Origin of the sequence: Aestuariibacter salexigens DSM 15300 (assembly GCF_000429145.1) — a bacterium.
GTDB classification, from domain to species: Bacteria; Pseudomonadota; Gammaproteobacteria; order Enterobacterales; family Alteromonadaceae; genus Aestuariibacter; species Aestuariibacter salexigens.
Window position 1 is genome coordinate 39,763 of sequence record NZ_AUBH01000010.1, and the last position, 18,848, is coordinate 58,610.

Genomic DNA, 18,848 nt, shown 5'->3' on the forward strand with positions numbered 1-18,848 from the left:
GCGTACATTATTACTTATTCACGCGGTAACGTGTGCATTCATTGCATTGATGGTGACCGTTTTTAGCCTGTATTACGCATACCAATAGCAATACCTGCGATGGTGACCATCATTGCCCGCTCCAACGTCGCGTGGGCCTGATCTTCCTGCTGACGGATCCGTTTCAACAGCTCAATTTGCAAGTAATGCAGCGGTTGAAGGTAGCCGGCACGAATATTCATGGACTCCTTACCACTGGGATCATCCTGCATAATTTCAGTCTGGCCGGTCAATGTGAGTAACACGTCAATCGACTCACTGAGTTCCGTACGCAGGGCTTCGCCAAAGTGCTGGAGGTCTGCCGGGACCAGCTCTTTGTCATATTCGGCGCTGATCCTTGGGGCCGCTTTCTGGAATACCATGTCCAGCATGGATAGACGAGAACGGAAGAATGGCCAGTTATCCAGCATATCGGTGATGACTTTATCGTCCTGCTCTGCGCTGACGGTTTTCACTGCTCTCATCACTCCCAGCCACGACGGTAAAACCAACCGGGTTTGTGCCCAGGCAAAAATCCATGGGATGGCGCGCAGGCTCTCAATGCCGCCAGTGGGTTTGCGTTTCGCCGGTCGAGAGCCCAGCGGTAATTTGCCAAGCTCCTGTTCAGGGGTGGCAACCCGGAAATAGGGCACGAAATCTTTGTTGTGACGCACAATCGCACGGTAGTTATCACGCCCGTGAGCAGCCATGTCAGTAATCACATCGCGCCAGCTTTGCTTAGGTGCTGGTGGCGGAAACAGCATGGCTTCGAGAATCGCACTGGCATAAATGCCCAGCGAACGACGGGCTAATTTCGGCATGCCAAACTTATATCGAATAGTCTCGCCCTGCTCGGTGACTCTGAAGCCGCCATCAAGGGAACCTGGAGGTTGAGAATGTATGGCCTGGTGCGCGGGTAAACCGCCCCGGCCTATGGTGCCGCCGCGTCCGTGGAACAAGGTCAGAGTGATGTTGAACTCCTCTGCGAGTTCGACCAGTGCCTCCTGCGCTTCATATTGCGCCCAGCCAGCTGCCAGCGCACCCGCATCTTTAGCAGAGTCTGAGTAGCCAATCATGACAAACTGACGTCCCTGGATGTAGCCACGATACCAGTCAACGTTGAGTAGCTTGCGCATTACCGTTGGCGAGTGATTCAGATCGTCCAGCGTTTCAAACAGTGGCGCGACGGGCATTGGCCAACTGACATCCATTTCTTTCAATAACAGCTGCACAGCCAGCACGTCAGACGGCTCGCTGGCCATCGAAATAATATAGATGCCAAACCCTTCCTGACTGTGTCGGGCAATGGTTTTGCAGGTGTCTAGCACTTCTTTTACATCAGCAGACGGTGCCCAGTTATGTGGAAACAGAGGACGCTTTGACGCCAGTTCACGCAGCAAAAACGCCTGCTTGTCTTCTTCACTCCACTGACAGTAGTCACCGAGGCCAAAGTGTCGGGTCAGTTCACCGAATACATCCGCATGACGGCCCGAATCCTGACGAATATCCAGTTTTAGTAAGGTAGGACCAAAACAGTGTACCCGGCGGATAGTGTCCAGCAATGCGCCGTTGGCAGTGACTGACATGCCGCAGTCACACAGGGACTGATAGCATGCCATTAACGGCTCAAGTAATTCCTGTTTGCTGGTTATCCATTTTGACTGGTCGACTGGCTGACCCGCCAGCATCTCAGTAATTCCGTCTCGGGTCGCTAATATACGTTGTAGTAAAGGACGCAACAGCGCGCGATAGGGTTCGCGGGCATCACCGACCTGTTCTCTGAGACTGTTATTACAATCTGACATTGACAGTTCAATCTGTAACTTATCGATATCGACCGCGAACAGCTTGGCGGCGCGGCGTCTGGCCAGATAGAGGACTCGTTCTGTGACCTCAGCGGTCACAAACGGATTGCCATCACGGTCGCCACCCATCCATGAACTAAACTGCACTGGCGAGGCGTCAAGGGGCAGGCTTATGCCGTGTTTACTGTTGAGACGCTGGTCCAACTCTCTCAAGAAGTCGGGGACCGCATCCCACAAAGAGTTTTCGATAACAGAGAAGCCCCAGGTTGCCTCATCAACTGGCGTGGGGCGTATTGAACGGATCTCTTCGGTATGCCAGGCCTGACTGATCAAGTCAGCGATACGTGACTCCAGGCGTTGTCGGTCGTTGGGCTGTAAGTTTGCCTGGTGGACTTCTCTTAAGCAGCGCGCCAGCTCACCATGTTTGTGGATCAGAGTGCGACGCGTCACCTCCGTCGGGTGGGCGGTGAGCACCAGATCGATATTCAACTTATTAATGGCCTGTTTGATTTCTTCAACAGAGGTCTGCGCCCGGTCAAAGTGGTCAAGCACATCAGCCAGCGACTGATCGATTTCAGTGCTGCTGTTATATTCCTGCTCGGCGATATTGGCCAGATTAAGAAACTGCGCAAAGGCCCTGCCAACGGTGAGCAGATCCTGATCTGACATGTCAGCAAACAGAGCCTTAAGATGCGCGGCGCTGTTATCATCGCCTTGGTGTGACGCGCGTCCGTTCAAGCGGATATCTTCGATCTTTTGCAGCCATTCCTCACCTAACTGGGCCTTAATCGTCTCTCCTAGCACCGTACCCAAGTAGCGAACCGTTTCTTTGAATTCAGCATCCAGGTTGTCTGCCATTGCATGTTCCTCGTTTAGAGATGTGATGTCCTGAAATTTATCCTACAGGCTACTGGATCAGGGCGCGCTTTGTCTAAATCAGTTTGCTATAAATCATTCAATGGGTTTCCTAAAGAGTTAAAACGGAGTGATGCGGCTGTGCTATACTCGCCGGCCACCATAACGACAGAAATGAGAGTGAAGTGACTAAAAAGTTTTCCACAATCGAGCAACAGGCCAGCTACGGCATCGGCATGCAAATGGGCCAGCAACTGGCCTCAAACCCTTTTGATGGGCTTGATATTGACGCGGTATTGGACGGTATTACCGATGCCTTCACCGGGCAGGCGCCGCAGGTGACCAATGACGAACTGCGCACGGCGTTTAATGAAATTCACCAGCGCATGCAGGCTGCTAAAGCAGAGCAGCATAAAGAAACAATCGAGCAGGGCATGGCATTTTTACAGGACAATGCCAAACGTGATGAAGTGACTGTTACGGAATCAGGCCTGCAATATGAAGTATTACAAGCTGGTGATGGTGAAAAACCAGGTGCGACGTCAACAGTACGTACTCACTATCATGGTACCCTGATTGATGGACAGGTGTTCGATAGTTCCTATCAGCGAGGAGAGCCTGCTGAATTTCCGGTTAACGGCGTGATCAAGGGCTGGACTGAAGCGCTGCAAATGATGCCTGTTGGCTCAAAGTGGCGTCTCTATGTGCCTCACCAACTTGCGTATGGCGAGCAGGGCGCGGGCGCGGCCATTGGTCCTTACAGCACGCTGGTGTTTGATGTTGAGTTGCTTGACATATTGTAAACAAAGCGAGTTTAGAAAGCCCCGCGAAGTCGGGGCTTTTTATTACCTGTGGGCCGGAATCGGTTTTCAATTGTAACGTTTTTGTGAATAATTCAGCCCACAACAAGAAAACCAAGTCCTGGTCGGTGTCTTACTATGCCCATCGCGTCCATTATTCATTCGATCAATGACGGTCTGTCGAAGCTCGTCAGTATGTTCACACTGTTGATGGTGTTGATCATGTTTACCATAGTGGTGCTCCGCTATGGCTTTAATCTAGGCTGGATCGCCATGCAGGAATCTGTCATGTATTTGCATGCCATGGTGTTTTTACTAGGTGCGGCGCATACATTAAAAGTGGATGAGCATGTGCGAGTGGATATCTTTTATCGCCGTTTCAGTGCCAAACGCAAGGCGCTGGTGAATATCGCAGGCACCGTACTATTTTTACTGCCACTGAATGCCGTGATTATCTTTCTTAGCTGGGATTATGTGGCAACATCATGGTCGCTTCTGGAGTCTTCGCAGGAAGCAGGAGGTTTGCCTTTAGTCTTCATCCTGAAAAGTCTGATCCCATTATTTGCAATAAGCATGTTTTTGCAGGGTGTTGCTGAAATCATTACTCAAGCTATCCAGTATCGTAGCAACGGGGAGCAGGGCTGATGGAATACATCTCACTGGTCATGTTCGCCGCCGTATGCATTGTGCTGCTGGCAGGCTACCCTGTTGCGCTGTCTCTGGCCGGCACCGCACTGCTATTTGCCGGAGCCGGTATTCTGAGTGGGCATTTTGAAGCTGCTTATTTATACGCTTTACCCAGTCGCCTGTATGGCATCATCACCAATCAGACGTTGATTGCCGTGCCGCTATTTGTATTTATGGGAGTGATGCTGGAGAAGTCGCGAGTAGCAGAAGACCTGCTCACTGCCATGGCGCAGGTGTTCGGTCGTTTTCGCGCCGGACTGGCCATATCGGTTATCGTTGTGGGTATGCTGCTTGCAGCAAGTACGGGCATCGTTGGCGCGACGGTCGTCACTATGGGCTTATTATCTTTACCCACTATGCTAAAACGTGGCTATGCGCCCTCTTTAGCAACGGGTTCAATATGTGCGACCGGTACCCTGGGACAGATTATTCCGCCTTCTATCGCATTGGTTTTGCTGGGCGATGTGCTGTCGAGTGCGTACCAAAAAGCACAGCTGAGTATGGGGATTTTTTCACCTGAGTCCGTGTCTGTAGGCGATCTTTTTGTCGGCGCCATTGTGCCGGGTATGCTACTGGTTGCCCTTTATCTGATGTATGTCCTTGTTCTTTCGAAAGTGAAACCATCGCTATTTCCTGAGCGCGCAGATACTGCCGATAACATCGCATTATCAGCATTGTTGACCGCACTGGCTCCGCCATTGTTATTAATTATTGTGGTGTTAGGCTCAATTCTGGCAGGTTTCGCGACTCCGACGGAGGCAGCCGGAGTGGGCGCGATGGGCGCTATTCTGATTGCGTTAAGTCGAAAGCAGCTGGATTGGTCACGCCTTTCGGATGTAATGGGCAATACCATGAAGGTCACATCCATGGTGTTCCTCATCCTTATTGGTGCTTCGGTATTTTCGCTGGTATTTCGAGGCTATGGCGGCGAGGAGTTGATCGCAGAGCTGTTTGCGAATTTACCGGGTGGCGTATTTGGTGCCATGCTGGTTGTCATGGTGGTCATTTTCCTGCTCGGTTTCATCCTCGACTTTATCGAAATCACCTTCGTGGTGGTGCCGCTGGTTGCCCCAGTACTGCTGGCGATGGGCGTCGATCCAATTTGGTTAGGCATTATGATTGCCGTCAACCTGCAAACCTCATTTTTAACCCCACCATTCGGCTTTGCCCTGTTTTATTTGCGCGGTGTTGCACCATCATCGGTGCATACCTCACATATCTATAAAGGTGTTATACCGTTTATCGTCATCCAGGCCATGTTATTGATTGCGTTAGCAATATGGCCTAACTTGGTGACATGGCTTCCTACAACGCTATATGGTTGAGAGTTTTATTATGATGACTTCGTTTTCTCGTATTGTGACGCGCATTGCGCTCGCTGTGATGATTCTGCTGGTGTCTGCCTGCGGCGGTCAGCCACAAAGCACGTCTGATGACACTGCGCCAGTCGCTCAACAAACCTATAAATGGAAACTGGTCACCTCGTGGCCGAAAAATTTCCCCGGACTAGGTCGTGGACCTGAAGTCTTCGCTGAAATGGTTCAGCGCATGTCCAATGGCCGTTTGCAGGTTAAAGTGTATGGCGCTGGCGAGTTGGTACCCGGATTTGAAGTATTCGATGCCGTGTCACAAGGCACGGTACAAATGGGCCACGCTGGCTCTTACTACTGGAAAGGCAAAATGCCAGCAGCGCCAATCTTTTCCGCCATTCCATTTGGCATGAACTCGACGGAAATGAATGCCTGGTTACATTATGGAGATGGCCTGAAATTATGGCGTGAGCTGTATCAACCTTTTGGCGTTATCCCTTTTGCCGGTGGCAATACCGGTGTGCAAATGGCCGGATGGTTTAAAAAGCGTATTGATACTGTTGATGATTTACAGGGCCTGAAAATGCGCATACCTGGCCTCGGTGGCGAAGTACTGGAAAAAGTAGGTGGACTTCCAGTGGCGCTGACTGGCGGAGAAATCTTCACCGCCCTGCAAACCGGTGCGATTGACGCCACAGAGTGGGTTGGACCATACAATGATGTGGCGTTTGGGTTGGATAAAGCCGCGCAATATTACTATTATTCCGGCTGGCACGAGCCTGCCACTCAGCTTGAGTTCATCGTCAATGAAGAGGCTTATAACAGCTTGCCGGATGACTTAAAGGCGATTGTTGAAGTGGCAACACGGGCAGTGAATCAGGATATGCATAACGAGTACACCGCACGCAATTTTACGGCGATGCAAAAGCTTATCGACAACCCGCAGATAGAGGTGCTGCCTTTGCCTGATGATGTGATGGCAGCGCTCAGAGTGGCAACGGAAGAGGTGCTGGCGGAAGAGTCTGCAGCCGACCCCATGTTTGCCAAGATCTACAAGTCATACATGAAGTTTTACACCGGCGTAAAAGAATACCATCGACTTTCCGAACAGGAATATTTCAAAAATCGCTAGGGATGTTGTCTACATCATCCGACCTTCAGGCAGCTGCTCAGAGTTGTTATCTGGCAGCTGCTCACTACAATAAGGGCAATTTATCTAAACAATTGAGAGTCCTATGGTTATCAAGCCGAAAGTACGAGGCTTTATCTGCACCAATGCCCATCCAATGGGGTGTGCTGCGTCAGTATCAGAACAAATTCAGTACGTAAAACAGCAAGGTGGCTACGACAGCGGCCCGAAAAATGTGCTGGTACTCGGCTGCTCAACCGGCTATGGCCTGGCATCGCGAATTGTCAGTGCGTTTGGCTATGGTGCGAGCACGCTGGGCGTGTGTTTCGAAAAAGCACCGACAGAGCGTAAGACTGCGACGGCAGGCTGGTATAATACAGCGGCGTTCCATCAGCAAGCTCAGGAACAAGGTCTGTATGCCAGGACGTTGAATGGGGACGCTTTCTCGACCGAGATGAAACAGCAGGTGATTGACGTCATCAAGCAGGATCTCGGGCAGGTAGATTTGGTGATCTACAGTCTGGCAGCCCCGCGCCGCACCGATCCTGAAACCGGTGAAGTGTATAAATCTACCCTGAAACCAGTAGGCCAGGCATATAAAACGAAAACCTATGATACGGATAAAGATCTTGTCCATGAGGTAGAGCTTGAACCTGCCAACGATGAAGAGATCTTTAACACCGTCAAAGTCATGGGCGGCGAAGACTGGGAACTGTGGATGGACGCACTCGGTGAGGCTGGCGTACTTGCTGATGACTGCAAAACCACTGCCTACACGTATATTGGCAAAGAGCTGACCTGGCCTATTTACGGTCATGCCACCATCGGTAAAGCGAAAGAGGATTTGGATAGAGCCGCACAGGCTATCCGCACTAAACACAAGGACAAGCGCGCTGAAGCCTATGTCTCATCACTTAAAGCACTGGTCACTCAGGCAAGTTCGGCTATTCCGGTCATGCCGCTTTATATCTCGCTCATCTACAAAGTAATGAAGCAGGAGGGCACCCACGAAGGGTGTATTGAGCAAATCCACGGCTTGTTTACGTCGAGACTGTTCGCCGAGCAGCCAGAGTTGGATGAAGCCGGCAGATTGCGTATGGATGGTAAAGAGACCAACGACGCCACTCAGGCCAAGATTAAAGCGCTGTGGGACCAGGTAACACAAGAAAACTTCCACGAGCTTAGCGACTATGCCGGATACCACCATGAGTTCCTTAAGCTATTCGGGTTTGATATCGACGGTGTCGACTATGACGCTGACGTTGACCCACAGGTTGGTTGGTAAATAACCTGAGCTGGCGGCGCCGATGCCGTCAGCTGACCTATTCTCGGCCTGCACTGTAAAGTGCAGCTGTCACCCTGTCGTAAAAAATTTTGCAAATAATGAATAAAAAAAGGGGTTTAGCGTCCTTTGGCGTGGAACAGAGCTGGCGGTTAATGCTAAAATCCCGAAGTTAGGTGAGCGCGTTTTGTGCCGCCGGCAGGCATACTCGACATAATTCCGATAATAAAGACCGAGAAACACAGCATCACAAGCGGTCAATCAGTATGTTTTCGCGGGCATTAATTATAATTTGAGTGATATCACGGCTATGTGTTTAGACAGCGTTTAGCTGTCTTTTAGCATATGCGAGACAGCGTCCGAGCGTACAGCCGTGATCTGACTTAGTCTTTAAGAGTAGTGCAATAGCGTATGATAAAAATCAAGAAAGGTCTTGACCTCCCCATAGCGGGAGCGCCGCAGCAGCAAATCCACGATGGAGCTGCTGTCACCCGTGTTGCCGTTCTCGGTGAAGAGTACGTTGGTATGCGACCTACCATGCATGTTCAGGTAGAGGACACAGTGAAAAAGGGCCAGATTCTTTTTGAAGACAAAAAGAACCCTGGTGTGAAATTCACTGCGCCTGCTGCCGGAAAAGTAGTTGAGGTAAATCGTGGTGCCAAACGTGTTCTGCAATCAGTCGTAATTGAAGTGTCAGGTGACGAACAGGTCACCTTCGATAAATTCGATGCTGCTGAGCTGTCATCACTGGATCGCGACAAAGTACAACATAACCTCGTTGAGTCTGGTATGTGGGTGGCATTAAGAACCCGCCCTTACAGCAAAGCGCCAGCGCTGGACAGTAAGCCGCACAGCATATTTGTGAACGCAATGGATACCAATCCGTTAGCGGCGGACCCTGCGATGATTATTGCCGAGCGTGGTGATGACTTCATCAATGGTCTGAAGGTGCTGAAACGTCTGACTGATGGCAAACTTTTCGTCTGTAAAGCACCTGACGCAGTGGTTGCGACAGGCGACTCGGGCGCAGAAGTCCACGACTTCGCCGGTCCACACCCTGCAGGTTTGGTGGGTACTCATATTCATCATCTGGACCCAGTGGGTGCAACTAAGAAGGTGTGGCACATCGGCGCGCAGGATGTCATTGCGATCGGCGCGTTGTTCACCACCGGTGAGCTCGATAACCGCCGTGTTATCTCACTTGCAGGCCCTGCGGCCAAAAATCCTCGTCTGTTGCGCACTGTCTTAGGCGCTAGCATAGAGCAATTGACCGAAGGTGAATTGAAAGACGGCGAAGTGCGTACTGTGTCGGGTTCGGTGTTAAACGGAACCAACGCTCACGGTGTTCATGGTTATCTGGGACGTTTCCACACCCAGGTATCAGTGCTGCTGGAAGGTCGCGAGAAGAAATTCTTTGGCTGGCTGACACCTGGCTCTGACAAGCACTCGGTGACGCGCGCTTATCTGGGACACCTAAGCCCTAAAAAGCTATTTGATATGACCACAACGACCAACGGTTCTGATCGCTCAATGGTGCCAATCGGTAACTATGAACGCATCATGCCGCTGGATATCCTGCCAACGCTATTGCTGCGAGATATCCTGTCAGGCGACACCGACAGCGCGCAGACCTTAGGGTGTCTGGAGCTGGATGAAGAAGATTTGGCGTTGTGCACTTACGTATGTCCTGGCAAATATAACTATGGTCCAGTGCTACGTGAGTGTCTGACCAAGATTGAGCAAGAGGGGTAAAATCATGGGCTTAAAAGCGTATCTCGAAAAAATCGAACCTGATTTTGAACCGGGTGGCAAATACGAAAAGTGGTATGCGCTGTATGAAGCAGCGGCAACCATTTTTTATACCCCTGGCAAGGTCAACAAATCTACCACCCATGTGAAAGACAGCATCGATCTGAAACGCATCATGATCATGGTGTGGATGGCTACTTTTCCAGCCATGTTTTACGGTATGTACAACATAGGCGCACAGGCGCACGAAGCGATTCTGGCTGGCGCTGGTACGTTGCCTGACATGTGGCAGGCAGGCCTGTTTACGGCGTTAGGCGGTCAACTTGGCGTAGAAGGCATTGGCTGGGGCACATTGATGCTTTACGGTGCTTGTTTCTGGTTACCAATCTATGCCACAACGTTCGTTGTTGGTGGTTTCTGGGAAGTCTTGTTCGCGTCTGTGCGTAAGCACGAGGTAAACGAAGGCTTCTTCGTGACGTCGGTGTTATTTGCACTGACACTGCCAGCGACTATTCCGTTATGGCAGGTTGCCCTGGGTATTACCTTCGGTGTCGTGATTGCTAAAGAGATCTTTGGTGGCACAGGTCGTAACTTCCTCAACCCAGCATTGTCTGGACGAGCGTTCCTTTACTTTGCTTACCCTGCGCAAATTTCAGGTGATCAGGTGTGGGTAGCCGCCGATGGTTACTCGGGTGCGACCTGGCTGAGTCAGGCTGCAGCCGGCAACATGGATTACTCGGACATGACCCTGTGGATGAACTCATTCCTGGGTAACATTCCAGGCTCTGCAGGTGAAGTCTCAACGCTAGCCATTCTTATCGGTGGTTTGTTCATTATCTATTTAGGTATCGCGTCGTGGCGAATTGTTGCTGGTGTGATCCTCGGCGTAGCATTCTTCAGTCTGCTGCTGAATATGATCGGTAGCGATACTAACCCAATGTTTGCTATGCCGTGGTACTGGCACATGGTAATTGGTGGTCTGGCATTTGGTGCCTTCTTTATGGCAACCGATCCTGTATCTGCGTCATTTACCAATCAAGGCAAGTGGGCTTATGGCTTCCTCATCGGTCTGATGACAGTGATGATTCGTGTGGTCAATCCGGCGTTCCCGGAGGGCATCATGCTGGCCATCCTGTTCGCGAACCTTTGGGCACCGCTGTTCGATTATTTCGTTGCGCAGAGCAATATTAAGAGGAGGGTCGCCCGTGTCGGCTAAGAAGGAAACCCTAGGCAAAACGGTAGGTATCGTCGTTGCGGTATGTTTGGTGTGCTCTATTGTTGTGTCTACAGCGGCCGTTGGCCTGCGTTCACAGCAAAACGCCAATGCTCTGCTCGATAAACAGACCAATATTCTGCAAGCTGCAGGTATGCTGGATGCGGGTGCTACGCCTAACCAGATCCGCGAAAAGTACAATACGTTTGTTGAGCAGCGCTTTGTCGACCTGGAATCAGGTCAATATGTTGAACGCGATGCTGACTACGATATGTACAGGGCAGCTCGCGATCCGGAGCAGAGCATCAAACCTCAGCCTGACTCTGCAGGCATCCAGCGTCGTGCAAATGTCGCCAGCGTTTATCTCATAAAAGATGATGCTGGTGAAGTCAGCCGTATTATTTTGCCAGTTCATGGCTCTGGACTGTGGAATCTGATGTACGCCTTCTTGGCAGTAGACTCAGATGGCAATACGGTCAGAGAACTGGTCTATTACGACCACAAAGAGACTCCCGGGTTAGGTGGCGAAGTGCAGAACCCTCAGTGGCAGGCTCTGTGGGACGGTAAAAAGTTATATGACGATGGCGAAGTTGCCATCCAGGTAACCAAGAATGCTTCTGCAAGCAATCCTTACACGGTAGATGCCCTGTCTGGTGCGACGCTAACTAGCAATGGTGTGCAAGCAACATTGGAGTACTGGTTAGGGCAGGAAGGCTTTGGGCCATACCTGCAAAAGCAACCGTGGAAATCGTAAAAGGACCAAACAATGGCAGATACTAAAGAAATGAAAAAGGTGTTGTTTGGTCCGATTCTGGACAGCAACCCGATTGCATTGCATGTATTGGGCATTTGCTCAGCACTTGCGGTAACAACCAAACTGGAAACCGCGTTGGTAATGTCACTGGCATTAACCTTCGTAGTGTCGTTCTCCAACCTGTTTATCTCGACGATTCGCAATCATATTCCGTCGAGCGTGCGGATCATCATTCAGATGACCATTATCGCTTCGCTGGTTATCGTGGTAGACCAGGTGTTAAAAGCCTATTCCTACGAAATCTCAAAACAGCTATCTGTTTTCGTGGGTCTGATCATTACAAACTGTATCGTAATGGGACGCGCAGAAGCCTATGCGATGAAGAGTCCGCCAATGATGAGCTTCCTGGACGGTATTGGTAATGGTTTAGGGTACTCATTCGTATTGATCGTTATCGGCACCATCAAAGAACTAGGTGGTTTCGGGACCATCCTTGGATTTGAGATCCTGCCTTTGGTGCAGAACGGTGGCTGGTATCAGGGTAACGGCCTGTTAATTTTGCCATTCAGCTCATTCTTCCTGATCGGTGGTTTGATTTGGTATATCCGTACCATTCGCCCTGAGCAAGTAGAGCCTAAGGAGTAAGACACGTGGAACATTTTCTGAATATTTTTGTTCGTTCTGTATTCCTGGAGAATATGGCACTGTTTTACTTCTTTGGTATGTGTACCTTCCTGGCCGTATCGAAGAAAGTCAAAACAGCGATGGGTCTGGGTGTTGCAGTAATCGTGGTACTGGGTATCTCGGTTCCGGTAAACCAGTTGGTGTATGCCAACGTATTAGCACCTGGTGCGCTCGGTTGGGCAGGCTTTCCGGAGTCAGATCTGAGCTTCCTGAGCTTCCTGACGTTTATCGGTGTTATCGCAGCACTGGTACAGATTCTGGAAATGACGCTGGATAAGTTTTTCCCGGCACTTTACAACGCATTGGGGATCTTCCTGCCGCTGATTACGGTGAACTGTGCCATCTTTGGTGGTGTCGCGTTTGCCGTACAGCGTAACTATAACTTCTCCGAGAGTATCTTCTATGGAGTGGGTTCAGGTGTAGGCTGGGCAATAGCAATCGTATTGCTTGCTGCAGTGCGTGAGAAACTCAAGTATGCAGACATGCCTGATGGCGTACGCGGTTTGGGTTCAGTATTTATGATTGCTGGTTTGATGGCGCTGGGCTTCCAGTCCTTCTCCGGTGTCGCACTTTAAATTTGGTTAAGGTAGGAGTTAAAGAATGACTGACATTTACCTTGGCGTAGGCATGTTTATCATCATCGTTTTGGCGCTGGTGTTTATCATTATGTTTGCCAAGTCAAAACTGGTGCCAAGTGGCGACGTTAAAATCACTATTAACGGTAATCCAGAGAAAGCAATTACGGCATCACCAGGTGGTAAGTTACTTGGCGCATTGGCTGACTCGGGTATTTTCGTATCCTCTGCGTGCGGTGGAGGCGGCTCATGCGGCCAGTGTCGCGTTGACATCAAATCTGGTGGCGGTGAAATCTTGCCAACAGAGCTGGATCACATTACTAAACGTGAAGCGAAGCAGGGTTGTCGCTTATCCTGTCAGGTTGCTATCAAGCAGGACATGGATATCGAGCTGCCTGAAGAGGTGTTCGGCATCAAGAAGTGGGATTGCGAAGTTATCTCTAACGATAATAAAGCCACCTTCATTAAAGAACTGAAGCTGAGAATTCCAGACGGCGAGAGCGTACCGTTCCGTGCCGGTGGTTATATTCAGATTGAGGCACCGCCTCACCATGTGAAGTATAAAGACTTCATTATGGACGATGAATACAAGCCAGATTGGGAGCGCTTTGGATTCTTTGACATTGAGTCAAAAGTGGATGAAGAAACCATCCGAGCCTATTCAATGGCAAACTATCCGGAAGAAGAAGGCATCATCATGCTCAACGTGCGGATCGCAACGCCTCCGCCAAATAACCTGAGCCTGCCAGCCGGTAAGATGTCTTCATACATCTGGAGCCTGAAAGAAGGTGACAAGGTGACGATCTCTGGTCCGTTTGGTGAATTTTTCGCGAAAGATACCGATGCCGAGATGGTTTTCGTTGGTGGTGGTGCAGGTATGGCGCCTATGCGTTCACACATCTTCGACCAGCTCCGTCGTATCAAAACCGATCGTAAGATCACCTTCTGGTACGGTGCCCGTTCACTGCGTGAAATGTTCTACGAAGAAGACTTCAACGAACTGCAGGAAGAGAATGAAAACTTCAACTGGTACGTCGCGCTTTCTGATCCTCAGCCAGAGGATAACTGGGAAGGCTACACAGGGTTTATTCACCAGGTACTGCTAGAGAACTACCTGAAAGATCACCCGGCACCAGAAGACTGTGAGTTCTACATGTGTGGACCACCGATGATGAATGCCGCGGTTATCAATATGCTCAAGGATTTGGGTGTAGAAGATGACAATATTATGCTGGATGATTTCGGCGGCTAATTTTTAGGGTCTCTTTGGCCCGCTGGCGGCGTTATAATGTGTGTTTAAGTGCTCATGTACTGCTTGTACACTCCGCGCTTAAACACACGTAAAGCCTTGTCAGCGAGCCAACTAACCACTTAGAAATATACGTAACCAGATTTTCAAAAAGGGCTTCGGCCCTTTTTTTGTAGGTGATGAAAGAGAGTGAATGTGAAGCGATTTTGGCAATATGTAACCGTGAGTGTGGTCTTTTTCGTGCTGGTTGGCTGCGTGCCACAGCCTGCAGGGGAGCTGCATCTGACAGGCCGAACGATGGGCACGACCTACAATGTTAAGGTTAATCCGGCTGGAACCATTGACCCGCAGGCGTTGCAGGCTGAAATCGATGCATTGCTGGTGCATATCAATGATCTGATGTCGACCTATCAGGCAGATTCCGAGCTCTCACGATTTAATCAGCACCAAAGCTCTGATCCCTTTCCGCTATCTGCGCAGACGCTCGACGTGATGCGCGAGGCTATCCGCTTAGGAGAGTTAAGCGAAGGCGCATTGGATGTCACCATCGGACCGTTAGTTAATCTGTGGGGCTTTGGTCCGCAAGGACGGCCTAAACGGGTGCCAACGGCAGTCGAGATAGATAACGCGATGGCCAGGACCGGATTACATGCACTTGAGCTTGGTCCGGAAAGCGCTGTGAAGCATATTCCTTCGCTGTATGTCGATTTGTCGACTATCGCCAAGGGCTACGCTGTAGATGAGATTGCAGAACTGCTTGAGTCCCGCGGAGAGAACAATTATCTGGTTGAGATTGGTGGCGAAATGCGTTTGTCAGGCATCAAAACTAACGGAGACGATTGGCGCATTGCCATTGAAAAGCCCGTGACGAACGAAAGAGCGATTCAGAGAGTGGTCACGGTCGGTAACAACGCCATTGCGACGTCAGGGGATTATCGCAATTACTATGAAGAAGACGGTGTGCGTTATTCACATCTTATAGATCCGCAAAGCGGGCAGCCTATTCAACACAACCTGGTTGCGGTGACCGTCGTGCACCCGTCTTCGATGACGGCTGATGGATTGGCGACAGCATTTATAGTGATGGGGAAAGAGAAAGCGATGCAGATCGCGCAGCAAAATAACCTGGCAATATTGCTGATTACCCGCGAAAACGATGACTTTAAAGAGTATACTAGCGACGCATTCACGCGCACGGTTAACGTATTAAATTAGGTGATAAACGGTGGAAACGTTTTTACTGGCATTTTTATTTTTCCTGGTCATGGTCGCAGCCATGGCGGTGGGCTATCTGGTGCAGCGCAAAACCATTTCTGGCAGCTGCGGCGGTCTGGGCGCATTAGGCATTGAAAAAGCCTGTGATTGTCCTGAACCTTGTGACCGTAAAAAAGCTCGTTTGGAACGGGAGCAGGCGAGACAAGAAAAGTTGAAGGAGTGGCAGCAGGACAGGATCCTGTAGTTACTCTTTGTCGGATTTCACGGTGCGGGGCTCAAAGGCCCCCATTTCCTTACTCAAACGGGAAATTCTGTCTACAATCTGCGACTGTCTTTCCTGAAGTGTGCTCAGCATATCCGATAAACGGATGATGCGGTGGGCTAGATGCTTCGAACGTTCGTCGGCCTCCAGACCTTCACCACTCACAATGGCACTGGCCTGTTCCAGACTGTCATTGAAGTGCATCTCATTACTCACCACATGCTCGCTCTTCTGAGGGTTGAGCTTGCCTCTCGGCACACGACTGGCTTCATCGATCTCTTTGAGTTTCAGACAAAATCGTGGGAGGTTCTCACGTTCGACGGGTAGGTTTACAGAAGAGCATTCTGTAAAAATAGCATCAACGTCATCGTATTGATGTCGCCTGATAATATTTTTGACTTGCTCCACCTGAAGCTGCTTTTTATTGAGAACCTGCATAATCGGTCCAGTGTCTCTAACTCGCTTAAGCTAACAGAAATTTAACAAAGTGCAAAATAAACACGCGTTTTAAGGAGTGACAGGCCGCTTCATTGCTTGATTTATTGAACGATAGGGATAAGATAACTGTATCTTTACACAGTATTCTGTCACATGGCCCGTAAATTCATCCATATTGACATGGACTGCTTCTATGCCGCTGTGGAAATGCGAGACAATCCTGCCTATCGGAATGTGCCTATCGCTATTGGTGGACGGTCCGAATATAGGGGGGTGGTGTCCACCTGTAACTATATCGCACGGAAGTACGGTGTTCGCTCTGCGATGCCGACGGCTCATGCAAAAAGACTGTGTCCTGAGTTAGTGTTGGTACCAGGACGAATGCCAGTCTATGCAGACATTTCTAAGCAAATTCGGGGTATATTTGCACGCTATACCGACAAAATCGAACCCCTTTCTCTAGATGAAGCCTATCTGGACGTTTCAGACAGCGACATGATGCATGGTAGTGCCACGCTGATCGCAAACGATATCCGTAAAGCGATTTTCAATGAGACCGGTCTTACAGCTTCTGCGGGTGTAGCACCCTGTAAATTTGTCGCAAAAATTGCCAGCGATGAAAATAAACCTAATGGCTTGTGCGTGGTTTCCCCACAGCACCTTGATGAATTTGTACGTGAGCTTCCTCTTGGCAAGATCCCCGGCGTTGGGAAAGTGACGCTGCAGAAGCTTAATCATCTTGGCTTATTTACCTGTGACGACGTACGTCGCTACCCATTCGATCAACTAGTGAAGCGTTTTGGTAAGTTCGGTCCGGTCATCTGGGACCGCAGCCATGCTATAGACCCACGCTCATTAAACCTTACCCGAGAGCGTAAGTCGGTAGGGGTAGAGCGAACGCTATCGCAAGACATTCAAACACCTGATGAATGCCTCAGTATGATTGACTCATTGTTTCCCAAACTTCAGGAGCGGCTACGCAAAGCCTCGCCATCGCAGCGTATCCACACTCAGGGGATAAAGTTAAAGTTTAGCGACTTTCAGTTGACCACTGTTGAGCACCGGTTCCCATTGCTGGATAAGCACTACTTCCAGCAGCTACTAGACGAGGCGATGGCCCGTCGTAACAACAGAGGTATTCGTCTGATTGGGCTACATGTAGGGTTGCCAACCCAGCGTGACACCGAACAACTGTCACTTCCTTTTCCAGAGCTTGAGTCAAGCTGCTAAACGTGGGCACAATACACAACACTTAAAACAATAACGAGACAGTTATGTCATACCCTATACCTACACATTACGCATCATTAGATGTTGCCTTACAGGATGATGCCTGGGATGCGCTGATTGTGATCAGCGACAGCGACACCGGTATTCATCCTCAACTGGATACGCTGTTTGCCGACTATCAGGCCGTAGATGCACGCTTTAATCAGCACACCTTACTGCTTGCGGCCCCTTCACTATCATGTAAACGGATTATTCACGCGCCCTGCGGCGATCTTAGCAACGACGTGGACGATGTACGTCGCATCTATGATGCCGCCCGTGACGGTGCCGATATGGCCAAACAGGCCGGGGCAACCCGCATCCTGATTATGACGTCGGTCAATAATAGCGATGATGCCTATATGTACGCCGACGAAGTGGCTTATTTAGGCGCCTGTCAGGCGCTTTGGCAGCCGCTGGAAGCAAGAGAAGTTATTGGCGAAGAAAAAACCGAGCCAGTGGTTGCGATAGGGCTTATCAGCGAGAGAAATGTAGATACGGACTGGCTGAGTGCGCTTGAGGCCGGGCGCAGGGTAGCCCGTGATTTATGCGGCACTGAGCCTGAACGAATGGCGCCGCCTGGATTTGCTGATTATTGTGCAACCGCGTTTGCCGGCAGTGCGGTCAGTGTTGAAATTATCGAGGACAATCAGACTATCCTGAATGATTATCCGCTGCTGCATGCAGTTGCCCGCGCCTCGGTGCCGGTTAAGCGTCACAATGCCAGGGTTATCAAGCTTGAATATTGTGGTGAGGGTGAGGTTGAACGCACGCTGTTTTTCGCTGGTAAGGGCATTACCTTTGATACCGGTGGGGCCGACCTGAAAGTCGGCGGACACATGGCCGGAATGAGTCGTGATAAAGGTGGCGCTGCTGCCGTGGCCGGTCTGATGAAGACCCTGGCTGAGTATCAGCCGAAGGGGATCCGTGTGGTGGCTATGCTCGGAGCGGTTCGCAACAGCATTGGTTCAGAAGCTTTTGTGCCAGATGAAATCATTACTGGACATGCTGGGCAGCGAGTACGAATTGGTAATACCGACGCCGAGGGCAGGCTGGTACTGGCTGATCTGCTATCGCATTTGCGGGAAGAGGCGGTAAATGCGGTTAATCCGGAAATCTTTTCCGTTGCGACGTTAACCGGTCACGCGGCGATTGCCTTTGGTCCGTACACGGCACTGGTCGAGAATGGGCCGGCGTTATCTCGTGATACGGCCACGCACCTGGTTGCCGCTGGTGAAAAATGGGCGGACCCGGCTGAGCAGTCACGCTCCAGAAGAGAAGATTTTGATTTTGTGAAGCCTCGCACTCAGGCCGATGACGTGTTGTCATCAAACAATGCGCCATCGGTAGGTACTGTGCGCGGCCATCAGTTCCCGATGGCATTTTTAGCCATCGCGTCAGGACTAGACCAACACGGCAATAACTCGGACAAGCCTCTGCCTTATACCCATGTGGACATTGCCGGCAGTGGCGTTGAAAAAGGAGACTGGCAACACGGCAAGCCTACTGCTGCTCCTGTTGTGGCATTCGCTGCACGCTATTTTTTACGATAAC

General features: G+C 50.4%; 17 protein-coding genes. 15 read left to right on the forward strand and 2 right to left on the reverse strand.

The annotated features are described in order from the left end of the window. Positions 1-62 precede the first annotated feature (62 nt). Positions 63-2,681 carry a phosphoenolpyruvate carboxylase gene (gene ppc / locus G441_RS0113080; RefSeq protein WP_026376772.1) on the reverse strand — a complete coding sequence of 873 codons (2,619 nt, stop codon included), beginning with the start codon at positions 2,679-2,681 and terminating at the stop codon, positions 63-65. A 182-nt stretch (positions 2,682-2,863) separates the two neighbouring features. Between ppc and G441_RS0113085 the strand changes: the two genes are divergently transcribed. From G441_RS0113085 to nqrM, 13 genes are all read left to right on the forward strand, one after another. Next, the gene (locus G441_RS0113085) at positions 2,864-3,481 is read left to right on the forward strand and encodes a BamJ family beta-barrel-assembly machinery protein (RefSeq protein ID WP_026376773.1); all 618 of its coding nucleotides are present in this window, start codon (positions 2,864-2,866) and stop codon (positions 3,479-3,481) included. Between the two features lie 135 nt (positions 3,482-3,616). Beyond that, on the forward strand, positions 3,617-4,123 hold the full coding sequence (locus G441_RS18660; RefSeq protein ID WP_034475140.1) for a TRAP transporter small permease subunit: 507 nt from the start codon (positions 3,617-3,619) through the stop codon (positions 4,121-4,123). Further along, positions 4,123-5,490 carry a TRAP transporter large permease gene (locus tag G441_RS0113095; protein WP_026376774.1) on the forward strand — a complete coding sequence of 456 codons (1,368 nt, stop codon included), beginning with the start codon at positions 4,123-4,125 and terminating at the stop codon, positions 5,488-5,490. Before G441_RS18660 ends, G441_RS0113095 begins: the two co-directional genes overlap by 1 nt. A gap of 13 nt (positions 5,491-5,503) precedes the next feature. Beyond that, positions 5,504-6,607: a TRAP transporter substrate-binding protein gene (locus G441_RS0113100; protein WP_034475168.1), complete on the forward strand. Its 1,104-nt coding sequence runs from the start codon at positions 5,504-5,506 to the stop codon at positions 6,605-6,607. A gap of 103 nt (positions 6,608-6,710) precedes the next feature. Continuing rightward, positions 6,711-7,889, forward strand: a complete 1,179-nt coding sequence (gene fabV, locus G441_RS0113105) for an enoyl-ACP reductase FabV (RefSeq protein WP_026376776.1) — start codon at positions 6,711-6,713, stop codon at positions 7,887-7,889. A 408-nt stretch (positions 7,890-8,297) separates the two neighbouring features. Beyond that, positions 8,298-9,638, forward strand: coding sequence for a Na(+)-translocating NADH-quinone reductase subunit A (locus G441_RS0113110; protein WP_026376777.1), 1,341 nt, complete (start codon positions 8,298-8,300; stop codon positions 9,636-9,638). Between the two features lie 4 nt (positions 9,639-9,642). Then, positions 9,643-10,851 (forward strand): NADH:ubiquinone reductase (Na(+)-transporting) subunit B, encoded by a 1,209-nt coding sequence (locus G441_RS0113115; protein WP_026376778.1) that lies wholly within the window; start codon positions 9,643-9,645, stop codon positions 10,849-10,851. After that, the gene (locus G441_RS0113120; protein WP_026376779.1) at positions 10,841-11,602 is read left to right on the forward strand and encodes a Na(+)-translocating NADH-quinone reductase subunit C; all 762 of its coding nucleotides are present in this window, start codon (positions 10,841-10,843) and stop codon (positions 11,600-11,602) included. The genes G441_RS0113115 and G441_RS0113120 overlap by 11 nt, the downstream gene beginning before the upstream one ends. A 12-nt stretch (positions 11,603-11,614) precedes the next feature. After that, on the forward strand, positions 11,615-12,247 hold the full coding sequence (locus G441_RS0113125) for an NADH:ubiquinone reductase (Na(+)-transporting) subunit D (protein ID WP_026376780.1): 633 nt from the start codon (positions 11,615-11,617) through the stop codon (positions 12,245-12,247). Positions 12,248-12,252: 5 nt separating this feature from the next. Beyond that, on the forward strand, positions 12,253-12,861 hold the full coding sequence (gene nqrE, locus G441_RS0113130) for an NADH:ubiquinone reductase (Na(+)-transporting) subunit E (RefSeq protein WP_026376781.1): 609 nt from the start codon (positions 12,253-12,255) through the stop codon (positions 12,859-12,861). A gap of 25 nt (positions 12,862-12,886) precedes the next feature. After that, positions 12,887-14,113: an NADH:ubiquinone reductase (Na(+)-transporting) subunit F gene (nqrF, locus tag G441_RS0113135; RefSeq protein ID WP_026376782.1), complete on the forward strand. Its 1,227-nt coding sequence runs from the start codon at positions 12,887-12,889 to the stop codon at positions 14,111-14,113. Positions 14,114-14,305: 192 nt separating this feature from the next. After that, positions 14,306-15,325: an FAD:protein FMN transferase gene (locus G441_RS0113140; RefSeq protein ID WP_026376783.1), complete on the forward strand. Its 1,020-nt coding sequence runs from the start codon at positions 14,306-14,308 to the stop codon at positions 15,323-15,325. Positions 15,326-15,335: 10 nt separating this feature from the next. Next, positions 15,336-15,569 (forward strand): (Na+)-NQR maturation NqrM, encoded by a 234-nt coding sequence (nqrM, locus tag G441_RS0113145; RefSeq protein ID WP_026376784.1) that lies wholly within the window; start codon positions 15,336-15,338, stop codon positions 15,567-15,569. Here nqrM and G441_RS0113150 read toward each other — a convergent pair whose 3' ends face one another. Continuing rightward, positions 15,570-16,025: a hypothetical protein gene (locus tag G441_RS0113150; RefSeq protein WP_026376785.1), complete on the reverse strand. Its 456-nt coding sequence runs from the start codon at positions 16,023-16,025 to the stop codon at positions 15,570-15,572. Positions 16,026-16,178: 153 nt separating this feature from the next. Between G441_RS0113150 and dinB the strand changes: the two genes are divergently transcribed. Further along, positions 16,179-17,255: a DNA polymerase IV gene (dinB, locus tag G441_RS0113155; protein ID WP_084407369.1), complete on the forward strand. Its 1,077-nt coding sequence runs from the start codon at positions 16,179-16,181 to the stop codon at positions 17,253-17,255. Positions 17,256-17,299: 44 nt separating this feature from the next. Beyond that, positions 17,300-18,847, forward strand: a complete 1,548-nt coding sequence (locus G441_RS0113160; protein WP_026376787.1) for a M17 family metallopeptidase — start codon at positions 17,300-17,302, stop codon at positions 18,845-18,847. Position 18,848 lies beyond the last annotated feature (1 nt).